Genomic DNA, 22,752 nt, shown 5'->3' on the forward strand with positions numbered 1-22,752 from the left:
AGTTAACAGTTATCAATTATCAAGGTCAAAGGTTAAAGGTTAAAAACCAATAACTCCTAACTCCTAACTCATAACTCCTAGCTCCTCCCCATTCCCATGTTTAAAAAGTTATTACTCACAACACTTTTACTCATTCTTATCTGGGGTGGTTTGCTTTCTGATACGGCTTATTCTGGGTTATTAGAGTCACGCTTTAATAATTTAGAATCTAATTTTTACCGTTTAGAATCCCAAGTAAACCGTATAGAAACGCAGTTGAATCGAGGAGGTGCTTCCCAACCGAAGATACCGAATAATCCTCTACCATCCCAGCGTAGTCAAAGAATATTATCGCAGGGAGAACGTGACAAAATGTTTGATAGACTTGCTACTTTGGTAATTGAATTAAAGCAGGATATTAAAGATTTGCAAAAGCGAGTTTCTCAATTAGAAAAATCAAGATAATTGATGAACCTAACAACTAACAACTAATAACTAACAACAAATTATGAATCTTCTTACCTACATGATGCATTTAGCGGGTTCTGGTGCAAGTGCTTATTTTAGCGCTCTGCAAATCCGCGATATTAAAACTCGTCCAAATATTTTAGCAGGATTTCAATTAGCTGAATCTGGCTCGGTTCCTTTTTTAACTAATCTTAGTCAACGTGCTGCTCAAGAAGGTGATACGTGGCTTGCAGAGAAATTACGATTACACGCAGAAGACGAAAAGAGACACGGACAAATTTTTGCTCACGCACTCAAGCAGCTTGATAAAAAAGTTCGAGACTTCAAAAGCCAGTCATCAAATAAAAGTGAAGATAAAAGCGAAAGCAATACTGGTGAAAAGAAATCAAAACAACGCGGCAATTCCTTTTTTGGCACGTATTATGAAGGCTACGAAGGTGAACAGTTAAAAGCTGAGTGCATTGACTGGAATGTGTTTATGGCTAGCACTTATATATTAGAATTAGATGCTAGTAAAGACTTTGCTCGGATGGCGAAAGCTTTACCAGAAGATGATTCCAAAGCCCGTAACCTGAAATTAGGAATGCTCAACATTGCTGAAGACGAAACAACTCATGCAGCATATCTGTATGAAGCAATGCACCGACGAATGAGTGCAATTCAAGTGCAGCAACTTGTTGATGAATGGCGATCGCGCAAAGTAAATGCCATCACAACATATGTTACCAACAAGTTGAAGGGTACAGATAATGCACCTTCCTTAACGGAAGATGATAAATCATCGGAAAAAGAAGCCGAATTAGTAATTGCTTGATGAAAATTTTGTAGCAATACCCTATGGTATCGCTACATTTATTAAAGCCTGCGGGCGTTTTTAAAGCTCGTACAGGTATTAAGCGCCAGAGTACATAGTCATCATTGTTAGTAATACCGCCAAACCGCATACCCAAAGCGCTAACATTCCCCAACTAACAGAATCATTCTGCAATTTTCGCCATAAACCGTTTTTGACATCGTTGCGAATTGCCATTTTTATATCCTCCGATTCTTAGTTATGTCTAGTTCTTTAAAATCCTCATAGTTGACCTATTTAAAAGATTCCAAATATTTAAAATTCCTCTACCCGAATGCTTTAGAAACAGCTTTCGGAAAATATCTTAACTACGATAATTTATCCAAACTAGACTCCAGATTGCTTTATACCCTTAAAAAGCGAATCAATGTACAGCACCTGCGATTGCAAGCACTTAACAATAATGTTCCTAGAAAAAGTTTTTTAATCTCTTTAATCTCTATTTTTATTTTCCCACAGCTAATCATTCTTACTACTTAATTACTCTGTTTTGCAAGAAATCTTAATGCTTATATTGATAAAAGTATTTCTTGAATAAAGAATACTAACGAATTAACAAAAACTAAGTGTTTATAATTAGGCGTATATGAGTTAAAATTAAGCATAATTATAGGAAAAATTCTTCTATTTCAAACATCTTATCCGTTGAGACTATATCTGTATTCATTTAAGTAACTCAATTATTTAATACAACTCTTAATCTTCCTTACTTATTTTAAAAGAAAAATATCTCCACCAACTTGGAGCAAATCTAAAACAAACCCATCCGTTGTTAAAATCCCTGCATCGAATGACTTAACCGTTATGAATAAGGGTATTTGTCTGAGCGGTGAAGACGAAAAATTTGATTTACAATCCGAAGGTTAGCGTAGTTGAAAGACAGGATTCGGAAGAATACAGCACTTCCCGCTGTTATGAGGTACACTAAATATAAAAATATTATTTTTGATGAAAGCATATTCAATCGATCTTCGAGAAAAAATATAGCGGTTTTCACTTGGATAGAATACAGATGAACCTCACCCCCTTCCCCTCTCCTTATTAAGGCTACGGTGTACACACAAGTACTCTCCACATAGATTTCAGAGATTTCAACCCCCTTAAATCGTCATTGCGAGCGGAGCGAAGCAATCGCAATAATGGTCAAATTAATGCGATTGCTATGTCCTGACGGACACGCTTAGTCTGACGACTCACTGCGTGAACGCTAACGTCGTTCCTCCATTCCCGGTGTAGGGAACACTAAGCCCTATGTCCTGTCGGACACGCTCCGCTAACGGGCATACTATGTCAAGCGCGGACACGCTTAGTCTGACGACTCACTGCGTGAACGCTAACGTGAACGTGAACGCAATGACAGGGCTTTGAGAGATTTAGCTAATAATTCAAAACAACGTTCCAGGTAGGATTTTAAGACTTCTGTGTACACGGTAGTCTTATTAAGGAGAGGGGTGGACGGGGTGAGGTTTCGAGTGTATTGGACTCAACTGAAAAGAGCTATATTTAATTGATTTTAAAAAAAGATGACAAACCCATTTAAAAAAAAATATATCAGGCTGCAATCTCAAACACTTGTACGTAAAATTAGAAAAGCTTTATTTTTAATTTGTTCTTTGAATATATGCAGAGTGTACCCAATCATTTCCAGTAGAAACCCTGTACCAATCGCCTCTCTGCTCGTAGAGGTTAACTCCTTCTCCGGAAGATAGCGTACTCTTAACTCCGTAACCAGTACTAGGGCCAGAACGTACATTTAGATAACTACCAACTCTAACAATCCCACTAGCGCTAGTCGGAGTAGAATCGTAAGAACCACCTGTACCCGATAATCCCATTGCACTAAGAGTTTGAGCCCCAACTACGCCATCTACTCGTAAACCGCGAGCGCGTTGAAAATTCATCACAGCACTTCGAGTAATAGTACCGTAGTATCCAGTCGAATTAACGTTGCTGGACATAAAACCTTGTGATTTCAAAGTATTTTGCACAACCGTTACATTAGTACCCCTAGAACCTCTTTTTAACATCAAAGCTTGAGCAGAACTTGCTACACCCACAATCGAACAAACTATAGCAGCAGACAAAATCCAGCGAGAAGATTTCAAAGCAAAACGATTCATTATTAGTCTCCCTTCACAAAAAAATAGAATCAAAGCAGTATTACTGAATCAATTACGATTTAGGTAACAGCGCCATATTCAAGTTATAGGCGTTAATAAATACAATCAGCTTCAGTGGTGACACGGCTTGTAAAACATCGAAAGAAATGCCTAAAAAGCATCTTTTACATACATCTAATTATCCTTAGAGTAAATATTTTTACTTAATTCTCTCTGAAAAGTATATTTTTACAAGCTCCAGCCTAGAAAAATCATCAGTAAATATTCAGATAAATTATGTAATTCACGCTCTTATATCAAGGAAGCTTTATTATTTAGTAGGTAATAAGTGATAGGGAACAATCAAAAAATTTCCTTGAATAATTATTGAAGATTAGAAAATGGAATTAATAGATAGATATAAATGAACTAGAGCATTTGGATCTATTTGCAATTCCCTATGCCCAATGCCCAATGAACAGCATTTTTGTTCGCGAACAATTGCACCACACATCTGCATTAATGACAAAGCTGCGAGAGATTGCCGCTACCCTTGATGATATCTGCAATTATCCTTCTTCATCTGCAACCGCGCTCGTTGTTGCGATTAACTTTGTTGTTTCACGATCGCTTTAGCCGCAAACTGCAACGCCAGCCTTTGGATTTTTGAATTATCCGGAAAGCATAAATACTCATTGAAATAGGAGTGTATAATAAGGTATCAACCTACTGTAATTTTACTATTTGGGTATAAATGCACCTTATAAATATAAGATAAGGAATTAAAACAAAACTAGATATTATGGAGCATAACGAAGAAGGACAACGTAACAGTGCAGCAGAAGAATTTCAAAAATCCTTAGATGAGTTGCAACTTCTGTTAGAAGAAAGTCAAACTGAAGAACAACCAGAAAAAGAATTAGAAAAAGAATTAGAAGTTGATAATACAAAAGCAAAACCAGCAGAAGAATCACCGAAATTTAATTTAGCTGAGTGGGAAGATGCGGTAGCTGATATTGAGCAATATTTTGAAAGTAAAGAAAAATAAAATTCAGAACTGCAATATTTTGACCAAAAATAATGGGATACAAGCCCCGTTCTAAAGGAGCGGCTTTTCTTGATTCTTAATATACTCTTTTAAAATTTCTAGCGGCGCACCTCCTACAGAAATAGCGAAATAACTCGGACTCCATAAAGATTCCTTATGGGGTTTTTTATATCCCGCTTGCCCATATTTGCGACTAGATACACCTTTTAAGGCATTAACTATTTGAGATATAGATAATTTAGGTGGATATTCAATTAGCGAGTGAACGTGATTACCTTCACCATTAAATTCAATCACTTGAAAATCCATCTTTTCAGCGACTTCTCGAAACGACTTTTCAACTACTCCAAGACTTTCTGCCGTAAATACAGACCTTCTATATTTTGTCACACAGACCAAGTGTATTTTTAAGTCTGTAACACTATGCCTTTCTCTTCTAAATATAGTTGTCATTATATGCAGACCAATGTATAATTGAGATACAGACCAATTATAACACTAACCATGAAAGCTAGGTATCAGTATCGTTTCTATCCAACAGACCAACAGCAACAGAGTTTAGCTCAGTTGTTCGGTTGCGTCCGTGTGGTTTTTAATGATGCTCTGGCTTTGTGTAAACAGTCGGACAAACTGCCAAGTAATAACGACTTACAAAAGCTAGTTATTACTCAAGCAAAGAAAACTGCTGAACGTGCTTGGTTGAGTACAGTTTCTAATATTCCTTTACAGCAGTCTGTTGCTGATTTGGGAGTTGCCTACAAAAACTTTTTTGATTCTCTAAAAGGGAAAAGTAAAAGTAAAAAGGTTGGTACACCAAAGTTTAAAAATAAAACTAATCAACAATCAGCACGTTTTAGAATTGGTGGCTTCTCAATAAAAGGTGATGAAATTTATCTAGCCAAGATTGGCAATATTAAACCAATTTGGTCTAGGGAATTACCTACTCCACCTACGTCTGTTACTGTAATAAAGGATTGCGCTAATCGTTATTTTCTCAGCTTTGTTGTAGAGGTTGAGCCAATTCGCGTTGATGCTAAAAACCAAAGCATCGGTATTGATTTGGGTATTAAAGTTTTTGCTTTTATGAGTAATGGTGAAAAGGCTAAAAGTCGCGAAAGTGGGCGGGCAGAGTACTCTGTCCGCCACATTTCGCCTAACTATTCAAAACTAGATAAGCGTTTGAGACGAAAGCAAAAACAACTTGCTCGCCAACGGAGTAAAGACTCTAATCGTAGAGATAAGATTAGGATTCAAGTCGCAAAGTTGCACAATAAGATTAAAGATATTCGCAAAGATTTCTTGCACAAATTATCAACTAAAATCGTTAGTGAAAATCAAACTATCGTTTTAGAAAATTTGAATGTTTCGGGAATGGTTAAAAATCGCAAACTTTCTAGGGCTATTAGTCTTCAAGGTTGGAGAGAATTTAGAACTTTATGCGAGGCAAAGTGTCAGAAATATAGCCGTGAATTTGTAGTCATTAGCCGATGGGAGCCAACGAGTCAAGTTTGTTCTGAGTGCGGTTACAAATGGGGCAAGCTCGATTTAAAAGTTCGGACGGTTCAATGCATTAATTGCGGAACCGAACACGACCGAGACGAAAATGCAGCTAAAAATATAAACAAAGTCGGGATGGGGCATTGCCACGACTATAAATGCACGTCGAGACAGAGTAAGACGACAACGGTCGCGTCAGTCATTGAAGCGTGAAGAATCCCCGCACCTTCAGGTCGGGTGCGATTCGTTCTCTCGAAACTCGCTCTGCGAGGGGATGAGAGACTTTTCTTCAAAGTAACCTAAATCGGGTTGAGTTCGCACTTATAATCCTTTGAAGAAATGATAACTTACATTTTCATTAAGGTGAGGCGAGTATCCTAGAAATCCAACTCCTTACGACCCGGTGCGGGTTTGAAAGCACAGAGCGCCCCTCTTCGTGAGAAGAGAGAGGAGTTTCCCCTACGTCTGGATTGACTCCCAGATATTTGTATGCGGGACTGAAAGCGGACAGCGCGATAATTGCTGAAAACGCCTAACCGCGAGCAAGTGTTCCATAACCGACCCTGGACTAAGATTACATCAAGGAAAAGGACATCGTGGGGTAGAAAAACGAAACATCTACCGAACCGTCTAAGAAAGACGAGTAAGGGATATAAGCTAGTGGGTTATGCCACACCTTACGTCTGGAATATCAGATAGAACAATGGAATACATGACTCCGGCTTTCATGTATCGCACTTCCAGTTCAACAGGCGGACAGATGTACCCTAAAGAACACAAATCAACTAAATACGCCGTCGTATTTAGCAATGAAATGTAGGAACGAAGTAACCCAATTTCATCTCCGTATTCGGTAGGTCGTCAAACCATATGGTGTGATTGGTGAAGATGGGTCAAGAAGCAAATGTCCAAATTGAACCGACAATTAACGCCTGAAAAGGGATGGAGTAATTTCCGGGATAAGCAGACGTGACCCGCAATGTATCAAAAGCTAAAGGTACAAGTAGTAATGAATAAGCCTAATACAAATTCGGAAACGAATATTGTGGGATGGAAGAGTATTAACTGGCGAAAAGTCGAAAGATATGTCTTCAAGTTACAAAAGCGCATTTATGCTGCCTCTCGTCGTGGAGATATAAATTAGGAATCAAGAGATATCCAAATCCCTTAAAGATTTAGATAACTTTTACAAAAAAGTCAATTACCTGTGGGTAGATGACATCCTAATAATAATCCCTAAAGCGCAAGAGGTCTACTGATAATAGATAATACATTGAGTAGCCGTGTGATGGGAAACTATCAAGCACGGTTTCGGATGGGAGGGGTAGAGCAGAAATGCTCACCTCGACCCTACTGGAGTATGTCAACTGCCAACAGTCGCAAATTGCTAAGTAGAAATTTTCTGACGTTGCGCTTCATATAGTAACAAAGCTGCCGTAATAGCCACATTCAAAGATTCTACCCCTGGTTGAAGCGGAATTTTCGCGTTGAAATCTGCCATTTGTGCTAACTCAGTCGATAAACCAGCACCTTCATTACCTAATAAAATTAAACTTGGTTTTTGCCAGTCTATCTGCCAATAAGTTAGATTTGCACTTGGTAAAGTTGCAATTACTTGCATACCCGCTTGTTTCGCACTGATTACTGTCGCTTGTAAATTTTCACCGATCTGCATCGGTAAACGAAACCATTGTCCGGCACTAGCACGCAAAACCTTGGGATTGTCTAAATCCACACTATCTTTACTCAACCACAAACCCGATGCGCCAGCCGCTGCTGCTGTACGGATTATAGTTCCTAGATTACCGGGGTCTTGCACGGTTTCTAAAGCTACCTGTAAGCCGCTAAACGGTAATTCGGTAGTATGCCCGCGTTTAGCCGTCGCTACTACACCATCTGGTTGCACCGTGGTAGCCAGCGCTTTCATTACATCCTCGCTGACAACAAGAGCGCGATCGCATTTTTCCACAGCTAGCTGCCAAAGTTGTTCGTGCCCTGCTTGCCACTGTAAAGTACAACATAAACTATCCAAGGGATAATTCGTAGCACAAGCTTCTTCTAATAAATGCGTCCCTTCCAACAAAAACAATTCCTGTTTGTGCCTCTCTTTGCTAGAGTGGAGCTTGCGAATTTGTTTTACCAAAGGATTTTGAAAACTAGTCAGCACCATTTTAGATTTTCCCGGCAGCGTTCTGTTATGATTTCCGATGTTGTAGAAACTGTCCGAGACTCATTTATACGGAGAATACTTGATTTTCAACAAGTCAAACTTAAAGCAATGCGGAACCCGGGACTTGAACCCGGAAGCCTTGTGGGGCACTAGAACCTGAATCTAGCGCGTCTACCAATTCCGCCAGTTCCGCAATTTTATTGACAATTCTTGATTTTTACTTAATTATTTACTTTTGTCAAGATAATAATTTCTTTTTAAAAAACATGGAAAATTTGTAACTGACGATCTATTACTATACGCGAATACCGTTGGGGGTAAATACTGGTCACTGCTCACTGTTCAGTGTTGGCTGATAACTGAGTATATGTATCGCGGATATGTAGACAAATGGATTCTTTACTGTAGAATCAAAACCAACTTCCTTCCTTTATAAAATCCATTATTTACTATATGGAGGATAGAATTATTAATACTTCTAACGGTTTACCAGACACGAATTTATCTCCTCAAACAGACTCCTCAGTCTTAAAAGTTTGGGGTGGGCGCACAATCGATGGTCATGTAATTATCAGCGGAGCGAAAAATTCTGCTTTAGTGTTAATGGCTGGAGCTTTGTTGTGTTCGGGAGATTGTCGCATCCGCAACGTTCCTTTATTGGCAGACGTATCGCGGATGGGTGAAGTTTTGTCAGCTTTAGGTATGCGCTTGTCACGCAATGGAAACATTATAGACATTGACGCAAGTGAAATTACTACCTCGAAAGCTCCTTACGAACTAGTCACTCAGTTAAGAGCAAGTTTCTTTGCTATAGGCCCTCTTCTAGCAAGATTAGGAGAAGCACAAATGCCTTTACCCGGCGGTTGTGCAATTGGCGCAAGACCAGTGGATCTTCACGTCCGGGGTTTGCAAGCAATGGGAGCCGAAGTTCAAATAGAACATGGTATTTGTAACGCGAGCGTTACCGATGGCAGCGGCCGACTCAAAGGTGCCAAAATATACCTGGATCTTCCTAGTGTTGGAGCCACTGAAACATTAATGATGGCTGCAACTTTAGCAGACGGCGAAACAATTATTGAAAATTCCGCACGAGAACCAGAAGTCGTTGATTTGGCGAACTTCTGTATTTCGATGGGCGCAAAAATTCAAGGAGCCGGAACCAGTAAAATTATAATTAAGGGCGTTCCGGAATTACATTCTACCGATTACAACGTAATTCCCGATCGCATTGAAGCTGGTACATTTTTACTTGCAGGAGCAATTACTCGTTCGGAATTACTATTATCACCTGTAATGCCAGAGCATTTAATGCCGGTGATTGCGAAATTAAAGGAAATCGGAGTTCCTGTAATTGAAGAAACGGCTAACTCTTTGCGTATTAAGCCAGCAAAAATTTTAAAGGCAACAGACATTGAGACTTTGCCTCATCCGGGTTTTCCTACCGATATGCAAGCGCCATTTATGTCTTTGCTGGCAGTAGCTTCCGGCGATAGCATCATCAATGAAACCGTATTTGAAAATCGTCTGCGTCACGCTTCGGAGTTGAATCGTTTGGGAGCAGATATTCGTGTCAAAGGCAACTCTGCTTTTGTTAGAGGAGTATCGAAACTATCTGGCGCACCCGTTGAAGGTACTGATTTACGCGCTGCTGCTGCTATGGTAGTAGCCGCCTTAGCAGCAAGCGGTGAAACTACAATCAAGGGATTGAATTACCTCGACCGTGGTTACGATAGACTCGATTTAAAATTGCAGAAACTAGGAGCAAAAATCGAACGTGTAGAAGCCGAAGCACAAGGTGCGGCAATCAAACCAAAAAGTTCTGAAACTACTAATGGTACTGCTTCTGTTTCAAGTTAATTAGTTAAGTTAGTGTTGTTCGGGAATGGCCGCAACCGCAGCCAAAACGTAGGTATTCCCAACTCTCAGATCCCCCCAACCCCCCTTTTTAAGGGGGGCTTTACGTAAGTTCTATTGATAATGACGCGGAAGTTGGAAGTTTTGAATTTATAACTCATAACTTATAACTCATAACTCATAACTCATAACTATAAGTATCGGTAGGCGGGGCAGCTCGTCTGCCTTTGTTGTAGTTATACTATTTTTGAGGGGTTGTTTGACTAGCCCCGAAACGTAGTTTCCTTTCTGTAGAGCTCGCAACACCCCATGTCTTTAATTGCAAAATCCCCACTAATCGGTCTTAAAGCGGATAATTTCCGCCATCCCCTCGATAAAGAGGCAACGACCACGCTTAAGCAGATTCCAGGTTTGGATATGATGGTACGGAATCTATTAGGACCATTGGCAGAACAAGTTTTTTATGTAGAAAATATTGCTTCTAGCGTTTTGGTAAGCGACAAACAATTACCGGCGTTAAACGAACTTTTGCTAGAAGCCTGCAAAATACTTGATATTGAACCTCCGCAACTCTACATTAAACAACATCCTGCTCCTAATGCTTACACCTTTGCGATGCGAGGTAAGCAACCCTTTGTGGTACTGCATACTTCTTTGATTGATATGCTCACACCCGAAGAAACTCAAGCAGTTATTGCTCATGAGCTAGGACATCTTAAATGCGACCATAGCGTTTATTTAACTCCAGTCAATATATTAATATTAGCTGCCACAGCCTTACCTAACGTTGGCGCAGTTTTAGCACAAGCAATTCAAGCACAGCTTTTAGAATGGGTTCGTTGCGCGGAATTTACTTGCGATCGCGCTGCTTTGTTAGCAACCCAAGATCCCAAAGTAGTTATGTCGGTGTTGATGAAATTGGCGGGTGGTTCACCTACTATCGCTCCGCAACTCAACCTTGATGCATTTATCGAACAAGCTCGCGCTTATGACGATATAAGTAAGAACGAACTGGGAGAAATGGTTAAAACAGCAAGAACCGCACAATTAACCCATCCCGTACCAGTACTCCGTGCCAGAGAAATTGACAGGTGGGCAAGCAGTAGAGATTATGAAAAGTTGTTGCAAAATCAAAAAATAGGGTATAATAGTGAAGTTGACCCCAAGGGCTGGTGGCGGAATTGGTAGACGCAGCAGACTCAAAATCTGCCGCCGCAAGGTGTGAGAGTTCGAGTCTCTCCCGGCCCATCTAAAATATAGAACAGTTAAAGATAGAATATTGTACTCAAAGCTTTCCCGATCGTATTAGACATCTCCGGAAATGAAAAATACCCCTCTCCATGAACGCGGAGCGTTTTCTCGTAGAGTACCTCTCCCCCACTGGGAGCTACGGTGTACACACAAGTCTTATAAGTTGGTTTTATAGCGTTTTGATCCCCCCTAACCCCCCTTGGAAAGGGGGGAATGGGAGTTAAAGTCCCCCTTAAAAAGGGGGATTTAGGGGGATAGAGGCGAGATGTGTGTACACCGTAGCCACTGGGAGAGAGGCTTAAAAAACCGCCATTCCCTCATAGGGAAGGGGGGTAGGGGGGTTAGGTTGGCGCGTAATTTGAAACCATAGAAATTTTTTTCGGAGATGTCTATTTAGGAAAGCTTTTTTGATAAATATTATTTGCTACAAATACAGGGGATGCAAGATCGATGATACAGTAACGCCCTTGTATTACTACCCATGTAAAACTAATTTAATATTTCCTTCAGGCAGGGAATAGAAAGCAGGGAGTAAGTAAATTGGCGCAAATAAACCCACCTATGTTACAGAATGTAAATTGGCTCTAAAGCCTTGCCCCTACTACCTACTCCCTTGTCTTAATTACGATTTTTAACGCCAACCTACTTACATCTTACACCAGTATCAACAACCACCTTGGAATAAATTCCCAGGCTCAAACGCAAAGTCTGATTCATCAGACTAGGTATGGCTTTTTGTACGTTTTAACCTACGCCGGTATATTAGCCGCATCAATTGATTTCTCTGCGAGAAAGCCCCCGGCTTACAAGGCGAGTATTTGGACTTCACGACAATGGTGCAAGATGTGAACCTACTTACAGCATGAGTTTGAAGAGATTGTAACTACTTACAATACCTTGTTTCTCGTTGCGATTGCCTATGTACCAGATTAGATAAGTTTATAATGCTAGTTAAAAAATTATACATTTATTTCCTGAAAACGGAAGTGAAGCAATGTATCTATGATTAATACTAACTTCTTGCAACATTCTCAACAACCGCCTTGGAATAAATTCCCAGGCTCACATACAAAGTCGTCTAAAGACGACTGAATGAGGCTTTTAGTGCGTTTGAACCTACGCCGGTATATTAGCCGCATCAATTGATTTCTCTGCGAGAAAGCCTCCGGCTTACAAGGCGGGAATTCGGGCTTAACGACAATGGTGCAAGATATCAGTTAATACTAACTTTATTCTTTATCACTCAAAGTAATGATAAGAAACTTTTTGAGATTTATTCCAATCATCTTTTAAATCATGTGAATAAGCATCGGCAGGTAGTAATTATCTATTGCCTTATAACAGCTTTTTAGCTTAAATATGATGTTAAACTACCATCCCATCCGTCTGGGGCTAAAACTGTGGATATTATGGTTAAAATTCATTGATACCAAATAAAAATATAGTTAAAAGAATGGTAATATTCAGAACCGAGTATAGCTATTATAGATTATTTTTACTTATCAATCAACAAGCTTATAACTTGTGAATCACGATCAAATAATCTAACTAAAGAATCAGCTATAATTTGAATCTTTCTGTTATGCTATACTTTGCATAATGGCGAAAAAAAATTTACTGTCAATAAAATAAAAAGGACAATTAAATTATGCGACTGAAAAGCTGGGAGTCTCCTCGCCGACAAGGAAGAAACGATAAAGGTAAAGGCGGTGCTGCGAGAAAACGACAACTCAAGAAACAGCAGCAAATGCTACGAAAAAGGTTGAAAGAAGACAATAAACAAGATAAGGGCAACAATAATAGACAGGGGGAAGAACAATCAATCTTCCCCCATTTTTTTGCAAATTTTTATTTCATGAGAAATAAATTATATTTGATACAACTGTTTTAAAACTAAGTCTGTTACCTAGTTAATAAATGTATGTATATAAATAGATTAAATGTTTGTAATATTATTTTGATAAATATTAAATATTACAAGTAAGAATACGATTATCTAATCAATCTATTTAAAAATTATGTGCTTTATGTGAAATTTTCGACTAATATTTATAAGTATAATTTGCTGCAATTGTAATGCTCCTATGAACTTAACTTACCAGGTTTGTAAAGTTAATATAAAGTTTACTTAAAACAACTGAAAGTGCTGTTTTTTACGAGTAAATTAATATACTGTAATATAGAGTGATTCAAAAATTACCAGGGAAGCTAAAGTTAACACTAAGAGCCACTGCATCAACCTGTGTCAAGTGCCGACCATTCATCAAGTTTTAAGCTAGTAAGGCTGGGCTAAAACATAACTTTTTCTATATTAAGTTTGGTCGAATATTCTTAGCTATTTTAGTTGTTACACAAGGAGTGACTTATGGTGAAGGCAGTTGTGCCGACTCGGAAAGTGCTAGATTTTCCGATTACTGCTTTGCGTTTAAACGAACAAATACAAACAATTCTTCAGTGGGCAAGCGAACATAAAAGTAAAACAGTATGTGTAGCAAATGTACATATGTTGATGGAAGCTCACTGGAACCCTGAGTTCGCCGGTGTATTAAAGGATGCTGATATTGTGACTCCAGACGGTATGCCCTTAGTTTGGATGATGAAAAAGTTAGGGGCTACTTCTCAAGATAGAGTAGCAGGGCTGGATATTTTAGCTTCTGTATGTGAATCTGCGCCAAAACAGAATGTAAGTCTCTTTTTTCTAGGTTCTCAAAAACAAATTCTTTCCGGAATGAGAAGCAAATTAAAGGAAGAATATCCTGAATTGAATATTGCCGCGATGGAACCATTACCGTTTCGTCCGCTTACAGAAAGTGAAGACGAAGAATTGATTAAAAAAATTAATCAAAGTGGTGCAGGTATCGTGTTTGTATCTTTAGGCTGTCCAAAACAAGAAAAGTGGATGTCCGAACATAAAGATAAAATTCATGCAGTAATGATTGGCTTAGGTGGAGCTTTCCCTGTTTATGCAGGACTTCAGAAAAGGGCACCTCGCATAGTCAGAGAATCTGGCTTTGAATGGCTATATCGATGGTTGCAAGAACCTCGTCGTCTTTGGGGTAGATATACAAAAACTATTCCACCATTTATGTGGTTGGCGATGAAGCAGTTGATGACTACTAATTATTCGGTGTCGAATTCTGCTAGTAATTTGAAATAAGAGATACTTAATTGTATTGCCAAGTACTTGTTTGTTTTGATTTAATTGAGTTGAATAGCAGCGGAGGTGATGAAACTTGAATAATAAAGTTTGAGCATCACCTCTATAACTAAACATATTATTTAACTCGAAACAAATTTAGACTTTTGTCTGAAACAAAAAGGAATATTAAAGATATTATTAATGTCAGTTTATATAATTAAACAACTTTAATAATAGGAACAATTACAGTAAATTTAGCATCTATTATTTTGATAGTTATGACATTATCTGAGCCAAAACATTAAATGATTAAATTTATTTTATTGACAAAATCAATTAGTTAAATGATTAGATAATTAGTTATATTTTATGTATAAACGCTCCTCTAATTCTAAACAAAATAAAATAGCGCGTTCCTTTCCTAGAGTAGTGCATCGACCTGAGAGCCAAATGAGGCATCCGCTGCAATTATTTAAAAATATGTGGCGGGATCTGCTGGCATCAAGAGAACTCGCTTGGCGGCTCATGGTGCGGGATATTAGCGCTCAATACCGTCAGTCATTTTTAGGCTTTCTCTGGGCAGTCATCCCTGCGGTAGTTCTGGCTGCTACCTTTACCTTTGCTAAAGACGGTGGTGTTGTAAATATCGGTGATACTGATATTCCTTATCCTGCCTACGTCATGTTCAGCATGACATTATGGCAAACTTTTGTTGAATCACTCCAAGGTCCGATTCAAGCTGTAGCAGCGGCTAAGGCAATGGTGGCAAAGATTAGCTTTCCTCGTGAAGCCTTGATTCTAGCCAAAGTAGGAGAAGTCTTTTTTAACTTTGGCATCAAACTGATATTAATTATCGCCTTGTTCATCTGGTTTCAAATTCCAGTAACTTGGAGCGTGATTTTAGCCCCAGTCGCCTTAATTCACTTGATATTATTAGGAACTTCTATTGGAGTTTTATTAGCTCCCATGAGCGCACTTTATCAAGATTTTTCTAAAGGTATTACCTTAGCAACTAGTTTCTGGCTATTTCTCACACCAGTTGTTTACCCCGTTCCGACTGATGGAGTATTTGGCAGCATTGTTAAACTTAATCCCGTTACACCTTTACTTGTGACAACGCGGGAATTAGCAACAACAGGTGTCATCTCTGAACCTCAAGGATTTTGGATTGCAAGTCTAATTGCAATTGTAGGACTGCTAGTAGCTTGGGTTGTCTACCGTTTGTCAATGCCCTATGTAGTTGAGAGGATTAGTTCGTAATTATGGTAAGCATTAATAAAGAAGAAATTTCACAACAGCCACAGAATAACGATAGTGAAGTTGTTCTCTCAGTAAATGGGGTTTCTAAAAGGTTTTGTCGCGATTTAAAGAAGTCTTTATTCTACGGCGTTCAAGATATTGCTGCTGAAATATTAGGACTGCGGGAAAAAGGTGATAAATTACGACCCAAGGAATTTTGGGCATTAGATAATGTCAGCTTTGAATTGCGTCGAGGGGAAGCACTAGGGTTAGTTGGGAAAAATGGTAGTGGTAAATCAACTTTGTTGCGAGTTATTGCGGGGTTGATTAAGCCGGATACTGGTTTTGTTGAAATCAATGGTCGATTAGCACCATTGATCGCGTTGGGGGCTGGATTTAATCCGATTTTGACAGGAAGAGAAAATATTTATGCAAATATGTCAATTTTGGGTTTGTCGAAGAAAGAAATTGATGAGCGATTTGATGAAGTTGTAGAATTTGCAGAAATTGAGGATGCGATTGATTCGCCTGTGCAGAGTTATAGTTCTGGAATGGCTGCAAGGCTGGGTTTTGCCTGTGCGATTCATACTGAACCGGAGATTTTGTTGGTCGATGAAGTACTTGCAGTCGGTGACGCTAAATTTAAAGCTAAATGTTATCGTAAGTTACAAAAGTTGCGCGAGAATAACACATCTTTTATTTTGGTTAATCATAACCCTCAAGCAATATTAAGTGCATGTGATTCCGCTGTTTACTTATCAAGGGGAAAGTTAATTATCAATGATAAGACCGCAGCAGTTATACAAAAATATGATGAAGACCTATTTCAAAATAATAGTGCAAAAAAAACTTTGAGTTCGATGTTTATACCACCTAAACCAGAAAGTGAAAGTTTAGGAATAGACATTGTTTCACTCTTCTTCAGAAATAAACAAGAAAATATTATTGAATCACTAGTAACTGGTGAATATATTGATTTCTGCATTAAATGTAAAGCTTACAAAAGATTTGACAAAATTAATCTTCACTTAACAATTACAGAATTGGGAGGAGAAGGTGGTAAGGTCTTGTTTTTGAGTGGTGCTAACGATAAATTTTTTTTTGAACTGCTTCCAGGAGAACATGAAATGCAAGTCCGAATGCCTTATCTCTGTTTAAAATCAGGCACTTACAGTATGACTATTAAAGTTAAAAGAGAACTTTATACATTCGAGACAATTGAAAATTTTGTATTTTCAGTAAAGTCGGATGGAAATATGACTAACTGTATGTTTTACCAACCTCGAAATTGGTTTATTGTTAGCAGCAAGTAAAAAGTAGTGCTGATGCTCGTTAACTTATTTTCAACGATAATTTCATCGTTAAGTTACTTAATAATTTTCAATTTTGAGGTTATGTATGAAACTGGAACTTCCTATAAAATCACTAATCTACTTATCTCCTGGAAACTTACCTTCACAAATGGCTCATACTGTACAAATTGCAAAGATGGCGCAGGTTCTTTCTCAAAAAATTAAAGAATTTGAGTTAGTAACTAGTGGAGATTTTTTTTCAGCCTGGAAAGGGATAGATGCAGAATTTAAGAGTTGGTATGGACTAGACCGTGATTTTAAGTTAGTACGCTTACCAATACACCTGAAGGTAAACACCCCTTTTCCGAAAAACTATTACAATCAATATTACTTTAAATTAGCTGTCTTATATGCTTGTCTGAAATCTCCTTCCTTAGTGTACACTCGCTCACTTGTTATTGTTGATCTCTTACTCAAGATAGGACTACCTGTCTTCTGGGAGTGGCATGAACCAATTGATAAAGATTCTCCACACTGTAAATTTTTAAATAATAAAAATCTAATTGGAGTCGTTACTCTATCACCCCGATTAGCTGAGAACTATATCCAATTAGGTTTAGACCATAATAAAGTATTAGTTACTCATAGTGCTGTAGAACTTAAAAATTTTCTACCTTATCAGGAAAAAGATATAGCTCGCCAGAAGTTATCTTTACCTCAAGATGCTAAAATCGTTCTCTATTCAGGTCATTTATATGAATATAAAGGAATTTCAACAATTATAGAAACAGCTTGCCTTATGCCAGAATGTCAATTTGTTTTAGTAGGAGGATGGATTGATGATGTCAATAGAGTAAAAGCAGCTTGTCAAGAAAAAGAATTACATAATGTGCATATTGTCGGTCATGTAGCGCAATCTGAATTAACATCATATTTATATGCAGCAGATATTCTACTTGTACCTACGAGTAAGTCATGGAACTTAGCTGAAGTTACTAGTCCTTTAAAACTTTTTGAATATATGGCTGTTAGAAGACCAATTGTTGCTTCAGCCTTGTCAAATATAACGACGGTTTTACGCGATCAAGAAAATGCCTTACTTGCAGAACCTGATAAACCTCTATCTTTCAAAGAGGCAATAATAAAACTATTAGACAATCCCTCAATGGCAAATTCTTTGGCTGAATGTGCTTTTCAAGAAGTGCAGAAATTTACTTGGGATAGTCGCACAGATTCCATTTTGGATTTTGCAGTCGAAAGACTAGAGAAAATTGAATATAGTCAAACTAATCCTAGAAAAAAATTACTTAGATATATTAATGGTATCAACAGTGTACTAAAGATGTACTGGAAGAATATTTTTAAAACCGACAAGGGAATTGGTTAATCGTTAACATTTATTAATCCTCGATATGAGCAAAATCTTAATCACAGGAGCAGCCGGTTTCATTGGCTTTCACCTAAGCCAAAAGTTACTAGCCAATGGTGAAAATGTCATCGGTATTGATAACTTAAACGATTATTATGATGTCAGCTTGAAACAAGCACGCCTAGAACAATTATTCAATCGTAAAAATTTTCAATTCTTTCAAATAGACCTCGCAAATCGGTCTAAATTAGATGAATTATTTGCTAACTGCAAACCAGACGTAGTAGTTCATTTAGCAGCCCAAGCAGGTGTTCGTTACTCAATAACGCATCCCCATGCTTACGTTGACAGCAATTTAGTAGGCTTCACCAATATCTTAGAAAGGTGCCGTCACGCAGAAGTACAACATTTCGTTTATGCCTCTTCAAGCTCAGTTTACGGCGCAAACACCAAGATTCCGTTTGCTGTAGGCGATCGGGTTGATCATCCAGTTAGCCTTTATGCAGCAACGAAAAAAGCTAATGAATTAATGGCATACACCTACAGCCATTTATACCAAATTCCAACAACAGGTCTGCGATTTTTCACGGTTTACGGACCTTGGGGCAGACCAGATATGGCTTATTTTTCATTTACTCAAGCAATTTTGAGTGGAAAACCTATTAAGGTATTTAATTACGGTAAAATGCGCCGGGATTTTACTTATATTGATGACATTGTAGAAGGAATAGTTAAAGTTACAAACAAAATTCCTCAATCTAATTTAACAGCAGAAAAAAAATCAGCACCTTACAAAATTTATAATATTGGCAACAATCAGCCCGTTAATCTTGTTGAATTTATCGAGACTTTAGAAAAACACCTTGGCGTAAAAGCTCAAAAAGAACTGCTCCCAATGCAACCGGGAGATGTTCCAGAAACATACGCTGATATTGAAGATTTGATGAAAGATACAGGCTTTAAACCTAAGACATCACTTGATGTTGGTTTAAAACATTTTGTCGATTGGTACCGTTCCTATTACCGCGTATAAAAATATGAACAAAGAAAATCCAAAAATTAGCGTTGTCATGTCGGTTTATAATGGCTCTTATTATTTGCGAGAGTCTATAGAAAGTATTCTCAATCAAACGTTTACTGATTTTGAATTTATTATTATAAATGACTGCTCTACTGATAATAGTTGGGAAATTATTAACGAATATGCAGAAAAAGATTCGCGTATTGTTTTAGTTAATAATCTAGAAAATATTGGATTAACAAAGTCACTGAATAAAGGACTAAAAATAGCAAAGGGAGAATACATTGCTCGACAGGATGCAGATGATGTATCTTTACCACAACGTTTTGAGAAACAAGTATTAGTATTAAATGAGAAGCCAGAGGTTGCTTTAGCGTCTTGTGAAATAGAATATATTAACCCTGAAGGTGGTTTTATCGGAAAGGATTTGAGTGCTTGCGCTCCTGATTTAGTAGCTTGGTATTTATTGTTCTTTAACCGCTTATCAGGTCACAGCCAAGTAGTTTTTAGAAAACAACTAGTACTAGATATAGGTGGCTATTGTGAGAGCTACCGTTATAGCCAAGACTACGAGCTTTGGTGTCGTATAGTTAAAATTAGAAAAATCTTTATATTACCGGAAGTTTTATTACAACAGCGTCGTCATAATCAAAGTATAAGTTTGGTAAAAAGTTCTGAGCAAGAAGCTTATGTCATAAATCAAGTTAAACAGAACATTCATCAGTTAATCGGCAAAGAAATCAGTTTTGAAGAAGCGTTATTTTTAAAAGAATTTTGGATGGAGTATGGTAGAACGAAAACTATTCCAGTTAATAAAAAGCTTATAGTAATACATAATCTCATGAAAGAGATAACTAGGGCATTTGTTAATCGAAAAACGTCAAATAGCATTTCTAAAAGCGAGCTATCTAAAGAATTACAGACCTTAACAGGCAACCAATTTATTGCCTGGATGAAAACTTTAAGTAATAAAGATGAATTTATAGCAAAAATTTATATCTCTCTATACACATTAATGTGGTACCCATTAGGATTAGTTAAATATTATATTAAAGGTATAAAAAATTTGCTATTACGTATAGTAGGCAAATTAAAATTTAAAGCAATAATCAAAGCAAATACATAGAATATATTTAATATTTATCAAAATGAAAGTAGCTGTCGTTAGTAAATCTGATAGAAGTGGAGGTGGAGCAAGTAGAGTCGCTGAGGACTTGGCTGCTTGGTTAAATGAGGCTGGACATTTAGCAGACCATTTTGTTGCTTTTCACTGTAACGAACCTCTTTCATTTCAGCAAAATCTTTATGGAGGTGGTCGTAGAATTAAACTTTGTAAAAAAATTCATCAAAAGACAAATGAATTAGGTTTCTACGAACTCTTTCCTGCTGAATATTGGATAAATCTGAATTGGGTTATTAATAATTACGATATTGTTCATTTTCACGATTTATATAGTGCTATATCTCCGCTTACCTTAGCTTTAACGGCTCGACGGAAACCTACTTTTTTTACGGTACATGACTGTTCAGCTTTTACAGGTTATTGTCTTTACCCAATGGGCTGCGATAAGTTTACTACCAATTGTCATCAGTGTCCTCAATTACCAACGGGAAAAAATCAAAAACCAATTCCCGACCGCACAAGACAAGTTCAGTCAATCAAACGATGGGTTGCAGATAAGTTTCCTATTCACTACATATTTCCCAGTAATTGGATGCTTTCAGAAGCTCATAAGTCACTTAAATTTAATACGTCACCTTTAGTCATTCCTTATGGTATTGATTTAAAACCTTTCCCTACGGAAAAAAAAGAGGATGTAAAAATTAGTTTAGGCATTCCAGAAAATCGTCCAGTAGTTGCCATTTCAGCACACGTTCTCGACGATCCTCGTAAGGGAGTGAAGTTTGCGATCGCCGCTCTTCAAAGCGTGCGCGATTTGTCTCCAATTGTTATCTCGGTAGGAATTTGTAACACGGAATTGAAGCAAGCATTAGAAGGGCTTGAGGTTAAAGAAATGGGTTATATAAAAGACCCTCAACTTTTGGCTCAAGTTTATTCAGCAGCAGATATTATGCTTTTCTGTACCCTTGCCGATAATCTGCCACTTACAGTCCTTGAAGCAATGGCTGCGTCTACTCCAGTAGTTAGTTTTGCCACCGGAGGAGTTCCAGAAATGATCCAATCTGGAAGCAACGGTGTTTTAGTTGAACCAGCCAACCAACAAGCATTAAACCAAGCATTGCGTCAAGCATTATTATCTCCTAACTTGAGAGAAATGGGTCAGCAGGCAAGAAAGGATGTTGAAAATAACTTTTCTAAGACTGCGTTTCTCGAAAGGCATTTGAAAATCTACCAAAATCTTCCGCTTTCGGACGATATAAAGCAATCAAAACAACTATTCAACGTGTAACACGATCTACCAAAAATTTGACCGCGAACTTCATTAAAAGCTGAAAGTTATTGAGGAATTTATTTTATGATTAGCTCTGCAACCGCACCTCTTCCATCAACTCTCTCAAAAATTCCCGACAGTGACCGCTTTTATCTTGTCTCAGGTTCGGCTAACATTGCACTGGCTCAAGATACCGCTCGTTATCTAGGCATTGATTTAATTCCCACGGTTCGCAAACAGTTTGCCGATGGCGAAATTTATGTGCAAATTCAAGAGTCAATTCGGGGTGGCGATGTTTTTCTAATTCAGCCAACTTGCCATTCTGTTAACGATCGCCTTATGGAATTGATGATTTTGATTGATGCCTGCCGTCGGGCTTCAGCACGGCAGATTACGGCAGTCTTACCTTACTATGGTTACGCTAGAGCAGACCGCAAAGTTACTGGACGTGAAGCAATCACAGCTAAACTAGTCGCAAACTTGATTACTCAAGCAGGGGCAGATCGAGTAGTCGCAGTAGATTTACATTCTGCCCAAGTTCAAGGATTTTTTGATATTCCTGTAGATCATATCTACGGTTCCCCTGTTCTCTTAGACTACATTCGCAATAAAAATCTCTCCAATGTTGTAGTAGTTTCTCCCGATATCGGAGGTGTCGCTAGGGCAAGAGGATTTGCTAAAAAGCTTAATGATGCTCCACTCGCTATTGTCGATAAACGCCGTCAAGCTCATAACTGTGCTGAAGTAATGAATGTCATTGGTGATGTGCGTGGTAAGACTGCCATTCTTGTAGATGACATGATTGATACTGCTGGAACTATTACAGAAGCAGCAAAGATTCTTCGTCAAGAAGGAGCAAAACAAGTTTATGCTTGTGCAACTCATGCAGTGTTGTCTTCTCCTGCTGTTCAACGACTATCAAGTGGCTGTCTTGAAGAAGTAATTGTCACAAATACGATTCCCATTCCAGAAGAAAAGCGTTTTTCACAATTAAAAGTAATATCTATCGCCAACTATATTGGTGAAGCTATTTTTCGGATTCATAAAGAAGCTTCCATGAGTAGCTTGTTTACTTAAAGT

General features: G+C 38.0%; 22 protein-coding genes and 2 tRNA genes. 19 read left to right on the plus strand and 5 right to left on the minus strand.

What is annotated here, in order from left to right:
* Positions 1-96: 96 nt before the first annotated feature.
* Both ACM03V_RS21625 and ACM03V_RS21630 read left to right on the plus strand, forming a co-directional pair.
* On the plus strand, positions 97-444 hold the full coding sequence (locus ACM03V_RS21625) for a hypothetical protein (RefSeq protein ID WP_414622863.1): 348 nt from the start codon (positions 97-99) through the stop codon (positions 442-444).
* Positions 445-487: 43 nt separating this feature from the next.
* Positions 488-1,261, plus strand: coding sequence for a ferritin-like domain-containing protein (locus tag ACM03V_RS21630; protein WP_414622864.1), 774 nt, complete (start codon positions 488-490; stop codon positions 1,259-1,261).
* A gap of 78 nt (positions 1,262-1,339) precedes the next feature.
* Here ACM03V_RS21630 and ACM03V_RS21635 read toward each other — a convergent pair whose 3' ends face one another.
* Positions 1,340-1,477: a hypothetical protein gene (locus ACM03V_RS21635; protein WP_414622865.1), complete on the minus strand. Its 138-nt coding sequence runs from the start codon at positions 1,475-1,477 to the stop codon at positions 1,340-1,342.
* A 1,424-nt stretch (positions 1,478-2,901) separates the two neighbouring features.
* A complete protein-coding gene (locus ACM03V_RS21640) occupies positions 2,902-3,420 on the minus strand; it encodes a peptidoglycan-binding protein (protein ID WP_414622866.1) in 519 nt (172 codons plus the stop codon).
* A gap of 453 nt (positions 3,421-3,873) precedes the next feature.
* Here ACM03V_RS21640 and ACM03V_RS21645 point away from each other — a divergent pair, with 453 nt between their 5' ends.
* Together ACM03V_RS21645 and ACM03V_RS21650 are read left to right on the plus strand one after the other, a co-directional pair.
* A complete protein-coding gene (locus ACM03V_RS21645) occupies positions 3,874-4,035 on the plus strand; it encodes a hypothetical protein (protein WP_414622867.1) in 162 nt (53 codons plus the stop codon).
* 166 nt (positions 4,036-4,201) lie between these two features.
* A complete protein-coding gene (locus ACM03V_RS21650) occupies positions 4,202-4,447 on the plus strand; it encodes a hypothetical protein (RefSeq protein WP_414622868.1) in 246 nt (81 codons plus the stop codon).
* A 51-nt stretch (positions 4,448-4,498) separates the two neighbouring features.
* Here ACM03V_RS21650 and tnpA read toward each other — a convergent pair whose 3' ends face one another.
* The gene (tnpA, locus tag ACM03V_RS21655) at positions 4,499-4,900 is read right to left on the minus strand and encodes an IS200/IS605 family transposase (RefSeq protein WP_414622869.1); all 402 of its coding nucleotides are present in this window, start codon (positions 4,898-4,900) and stop codon (positions 4,499-4,501) included.
* 51 nt (positions 4,901-4,951) lie between these two features.
* On the opposite strand from tnpA, the gene ACM03V_RS21660 reads away from it, so the two are divergent.
* The 3 genes from ACM03V_RS21660 to ACM03V_RS21670 all read left to right on the plus strand — a co-directional run bounded on the left by ACM03V_RS21660 (position 4,952) and on the right by ACM03V_RS21670 (position 7,088).
* Entirely contained in the window at positions 4,952-6,157 is a 1,206-nt protein-coding gene (locus ACM03V_RS21660; protein ID WP_414622870.1) for an RNA-guided endonuclease InsQ/TnpB family protein, read from the plus strand.
* A 454-nt stretch (positions 6,158-6,611) separates the two neighbouring features.
* Entirely contained in the window at positions 6,612-6,764 is a 153-nt protein-coding gene (locus tag ACM03V_RS21665) for a hypothetical protein (RefSeq protein WP_414622871.1), read from the plus strand.
* Between the two features lie 189 nt (positions 6,765-6,953).
* On the plus strand, positions 6,954-7,088 hold the full coding sequence (locus ACM03V_RS21670; RefSeq protein ID WP_414622872.1) for a reverse transcriptase N-terminal domain-containing protein: 135 nt from the start codon (positions 6,954-6,956) through the stop codon (positions 7,086-7,088).
* Between the two features lie 243 nt (positions 7,089-7,331).
* On the opposite strand, the gene ACM03V_RS21675 is transcribed toward ACM03V_RS21670, so the two are convergent.
* On the minus strand, positions 7,332-8,111 hold the full coding sequence (locus ACM03V_RS21675; protein WP_414622923.1) for a TrmH family RNA methyltransferase: 780 nt from the start codon (positions 8,109-8,111) through the stop codon (positions 7,332-7,334).
* A 112-nt stretch (positions 8,112-8,223) separates the two neighbouring features.
* Positions 8,224-8,307: transfer RNA gene (locus tag ACM03V_RS21680), tRNA-Leu, on the minus strand.
* Between the two features lie 260 nt (positions 8,308-8,567).
* On the opposite strand from ACM03V_RS21680, the gene murA reads away from it, so the two are divergent.
* The 12 genes from murA (at position 8,568) to ACM03V_RS21740 (ending at position 22,749) form a co-directional block, all read left to right on the plus strand.
* Entirely contained in the window at positions 8,568-9,971 is a 1,404-nt protein-coding gene (gene murA, locus ACM03V_RS21685; protein ID WP_414622873.1) for a UDP-N-acetylglucosamine 1-carboxyvinyltransferase, read from the plus strand.
* A gap of 306 nt (positions 9,972-10,277) precedes the next feature.
* Positions 10,278-11,156, plus strand: a complete 879-nt coding sequence (locus ACM03V_RS21690; protein WP_414622874.1) for a M48 family metallopeptidase — start codon at positions 10,278-10,280, stop codon at positions 11,154-11,156.
* Positions 11,135-11,216: transfer RNA gene (locus tag ACM03V_RS21695), tRNA-Leu, on the plus strand. Before ACM03V_RS21690 ends, ACM03V_RS21695 begins: the two co-directional genes overlap by 22 nt.
* A 1,651-nt stretch (positions 11,217-12,867) precedes the next feature.
* Positions 12,868-13,110, plus strand: coding sequence for a hypothetical protein (locus ACM03V_RS21700; protein ID WP_414622875.1), 243 nt, complete (start codon positions 12,868-12,870; stop codon positions 13,108-13,110).
* A 474-nt stretch (positions 13,111-13,584) separates the two neighbouring features.
* A complete protein-coding gene (locus ACM03V_RS21705) occupies positions 13,585-14,376 on the plus strand; it encodes a WecB/TagA/CpsF family glycosyltransferase (RefSeq protein WP_414622876.1) in 792 nt (263 codons plus the stop codon).
* 351 nt (positions 14,377-14,727) lie between these two features.
* Positions 14,728-15,618: an ABC transporter permease gene (locus ACM03V_RS21710; protein WP_414622877.1), complete on the plus strand. Its 891-nt coding sequence runs from the start codon at positions 14,728-14,730 to the stop codon at positions 15,616-15,618.
* A 2-nt stretch (positions 15,619-15,620) separates the two neighbouring features.
* Entirely contained in the window at positions 15,621-16,910 is a 1,290-nt protein-coding gene (locus tag ACM03V_RS21715) for a polysaccharide ABC transporter ATP-binding protein (RefSeq protein WP_414622878.1), read from the plus strand.
* Between the two features lie 85 nt (positions 16,911-16,995).
* Positions 16,996-18,276: a glycosyltransferase gene (locus ACM03V_RS21720; RefSeq protein WP_414622879.1), complete on the plus strand. Its 1,281-nt coding sequence runs from the start codon at positions 16,996-16,998 to the stop codon at positions 18,274-18,276.
* A 25-nt stretch (positions 18,277-18,301) separates the two neighbouring features.
* Positions 18,302-19,291, plus strand: coding sequence for an NAD-dependent epimerase (locus tag ACM03V_RS21725; protein WP_414622880.1), 990 nt, complete (start codon positions 18,302-18,304; stop codon positions 19,289-19,291).
* 4 nt (positions 19,292-19,295) lie between these two features.
* Positions 19,296-20,405, plus strand: a complete 1,110-nt coding sequence (locus ACM03V_RS21730) for a glycosyltransferase family 2 protein (protein WP_414622881.1) — start codon at positions 19,296-19,298, stop codon at positions 20,403-20,405.
* Between the two features lie 22 nt (positions 20,406-20,427).
* A complete protein-coding gene (locus ACM03V_RS21735; RefSeq protein ID WP_414622882.1) occupies positions 20,428-21,690 on the plus strand; it encodes a glycosyltransferase in 1,263 nt (420 codons plus the stop codon).
* Positions 21,691-21,756: 66 nt separating this feature from the next.
* On the plus strand, positions 21,757-22,749 hold the full coding sequence (locus tag ACM03V_RS21740; protein WP_414622883.1) for a ribose-phosphate pyrophosphokinase: 993 nt from the start codon (positions 21,757-21,759) through the stop codon (positions 22,747-22,749).
* Positions 22,750-22,752 lie beyond the last annotated feature (3 nt).

The sequence above is a fragment of the Calothrix sp. CCY 0018 genome, assembly GCF_963920925.1.
Lineage (GTDB): Bacteria > Cyanobacteriota > Cyanobacteriia > Cyanobacteriales > Nostocaceae > Rivularia.

Bases quoted from the DNA above. Each gene is read 5' to 3' on its own strand.
- ACM03V_RS21625 (WP_414622863.1), top strand. From the start codon at position 97: ATGTTTAAAAAGTTATTACTCACAACACTTTTACTCATTCTTATCTGG.
- ACM03V_RS21630 (WP_414622864.1), top strand. From the start codon at position 488: ATGAATCTTCTTACCTACATGATGCATTTAGCGGGTTCTGGTGCAAGT.
- ACM03V_RS21635 (WP_414622865.1), bottom strand. From the start codon at position 1,477: ATGGCAATTCGCAACGATGTCAAAAACGGTTTATGGCGAAAATTGCAG.
- ACM03V_RS21640 (WP_414622866.1), bottom strand. From the start codon at position 3,420: ATGAATCGTTTTGCTTTGAAATCTTCTCGCTGGATTTTGTCTGCTGCT.
- ACM03V_RS21645 (WP_414622867.1), top strand. From the start codon at position 3,874: ATGAACAGCATTTTTGTTCGCGAACAATTGCACCACACATCTGCATTA.
- ACM03V_RS21650 (WP_414622868.1), top strand. From the start codon at position 4,202: ATGGAGCATAACGAAGAAGGACAACGTAACAGTGCAGCAGAAGAATTT.
- tnpA (WP_414622869.1), bottom strand. From the start codon at position 4,900: ATGACAACTATATTTAGAAGAGAAAGGCATAGTGTTACAGACTTAAAA.
- ACM03V_RS21660 (WP_414622870.1), top strand. From the start codon at position 4,952: ATGAAAGCTAGGTATCAGTATCGTTTCTATCCAACAGACCAACAGCAA.
- ACM03V_RS21665 (WP_414622871.1), top strand. From the start codon at position 6,612: ATGCCACACCTTACGTCTGGAATATCAGATAGAACAATGGAATACATG.
- ACM03V_RS21670 (WP_414622872.1), top strand. From the start codon at position 6,954: ATGAATAAGCCTAATACAAATTCGGAAACGAATATTGTGGGATGGAAG.
- murA (WP_414622873.1), top strand. From the start codon at position 8,568: ATGGAGGATAGAATTATTAATACTTCTAACGGTTTACCAGACACGAAT.
- ACM03V_RS21690 (WP_414622874.1), top strand. From the start codon at position 10,278: ATGTCTTTAATTGCAAAATCCCCACTAATCGGTCTTAAAGCGGATAAT.
- ACM03V_RS21700 (WP_414622875.1), top strand. From the start codon at position 12,868: ATGCGACTGAAAAGCTGGGAGTCTCCTCGCCGACAAGGAAGAAACGAT.
- ACM03V_RS21705 (WP_414622876.1), top strand. From the start codon at position 13,585: ATGGTGAAGGCAGTTGTGCCGACTCGGAAAGTGCTAGATTTTCCGATT.
- ACM03V_RS21710 (WP_414622877.1), top strand. From the start codon at position 14,728: ATGTATAAACGCTCCTCTAATTCTAAACAAAATAAAATAGCGCGTTCC.
- ACM03V_RS21715 (WP_414622878.1), top strand. From the start codon at position 15,621: ATGGTAAGCATTAATAAAGAAGAAATTTCACAACAGCCACAGAATAAC.
- ACM03V_RS21720 (WP_414622879.1), top strand. From the start codon at position 16,996: ATGAAACTGGAACTTCCTATAAAATCACTAATCTACTTATCTCCTGGA.
- ACM03V_RS21725 (WP_414622880.1), top strand. From the start codon at position 18,302: ATGAGCAAAATCTTAATCACAGGAGCAGCCGGTTTCATTGGCTTTCAC.
- ACM03V_RS21730 (WP_414622881.1), top strand. From the start codon at position 19,296: ATGAACAAAGAAAATCCAAAAATTAGCGTTGTCATGTCGGTTTATAAT.
- ACM03V_RS21735 (WP_414622882.1), top strand. From the start codon at position 20,428: ATGAAAGTAGCTGTCGTTAGTAAATCTGATAGAAGTGGAGGTGGAGCA.
- ACM03V_RS21740 (WP_414622883.1), top strand. From the start codon at position 21,757: ATGATTAGCTCTGCAACCGCACCTCTTCCATCAACTCTCTCAAAAATT.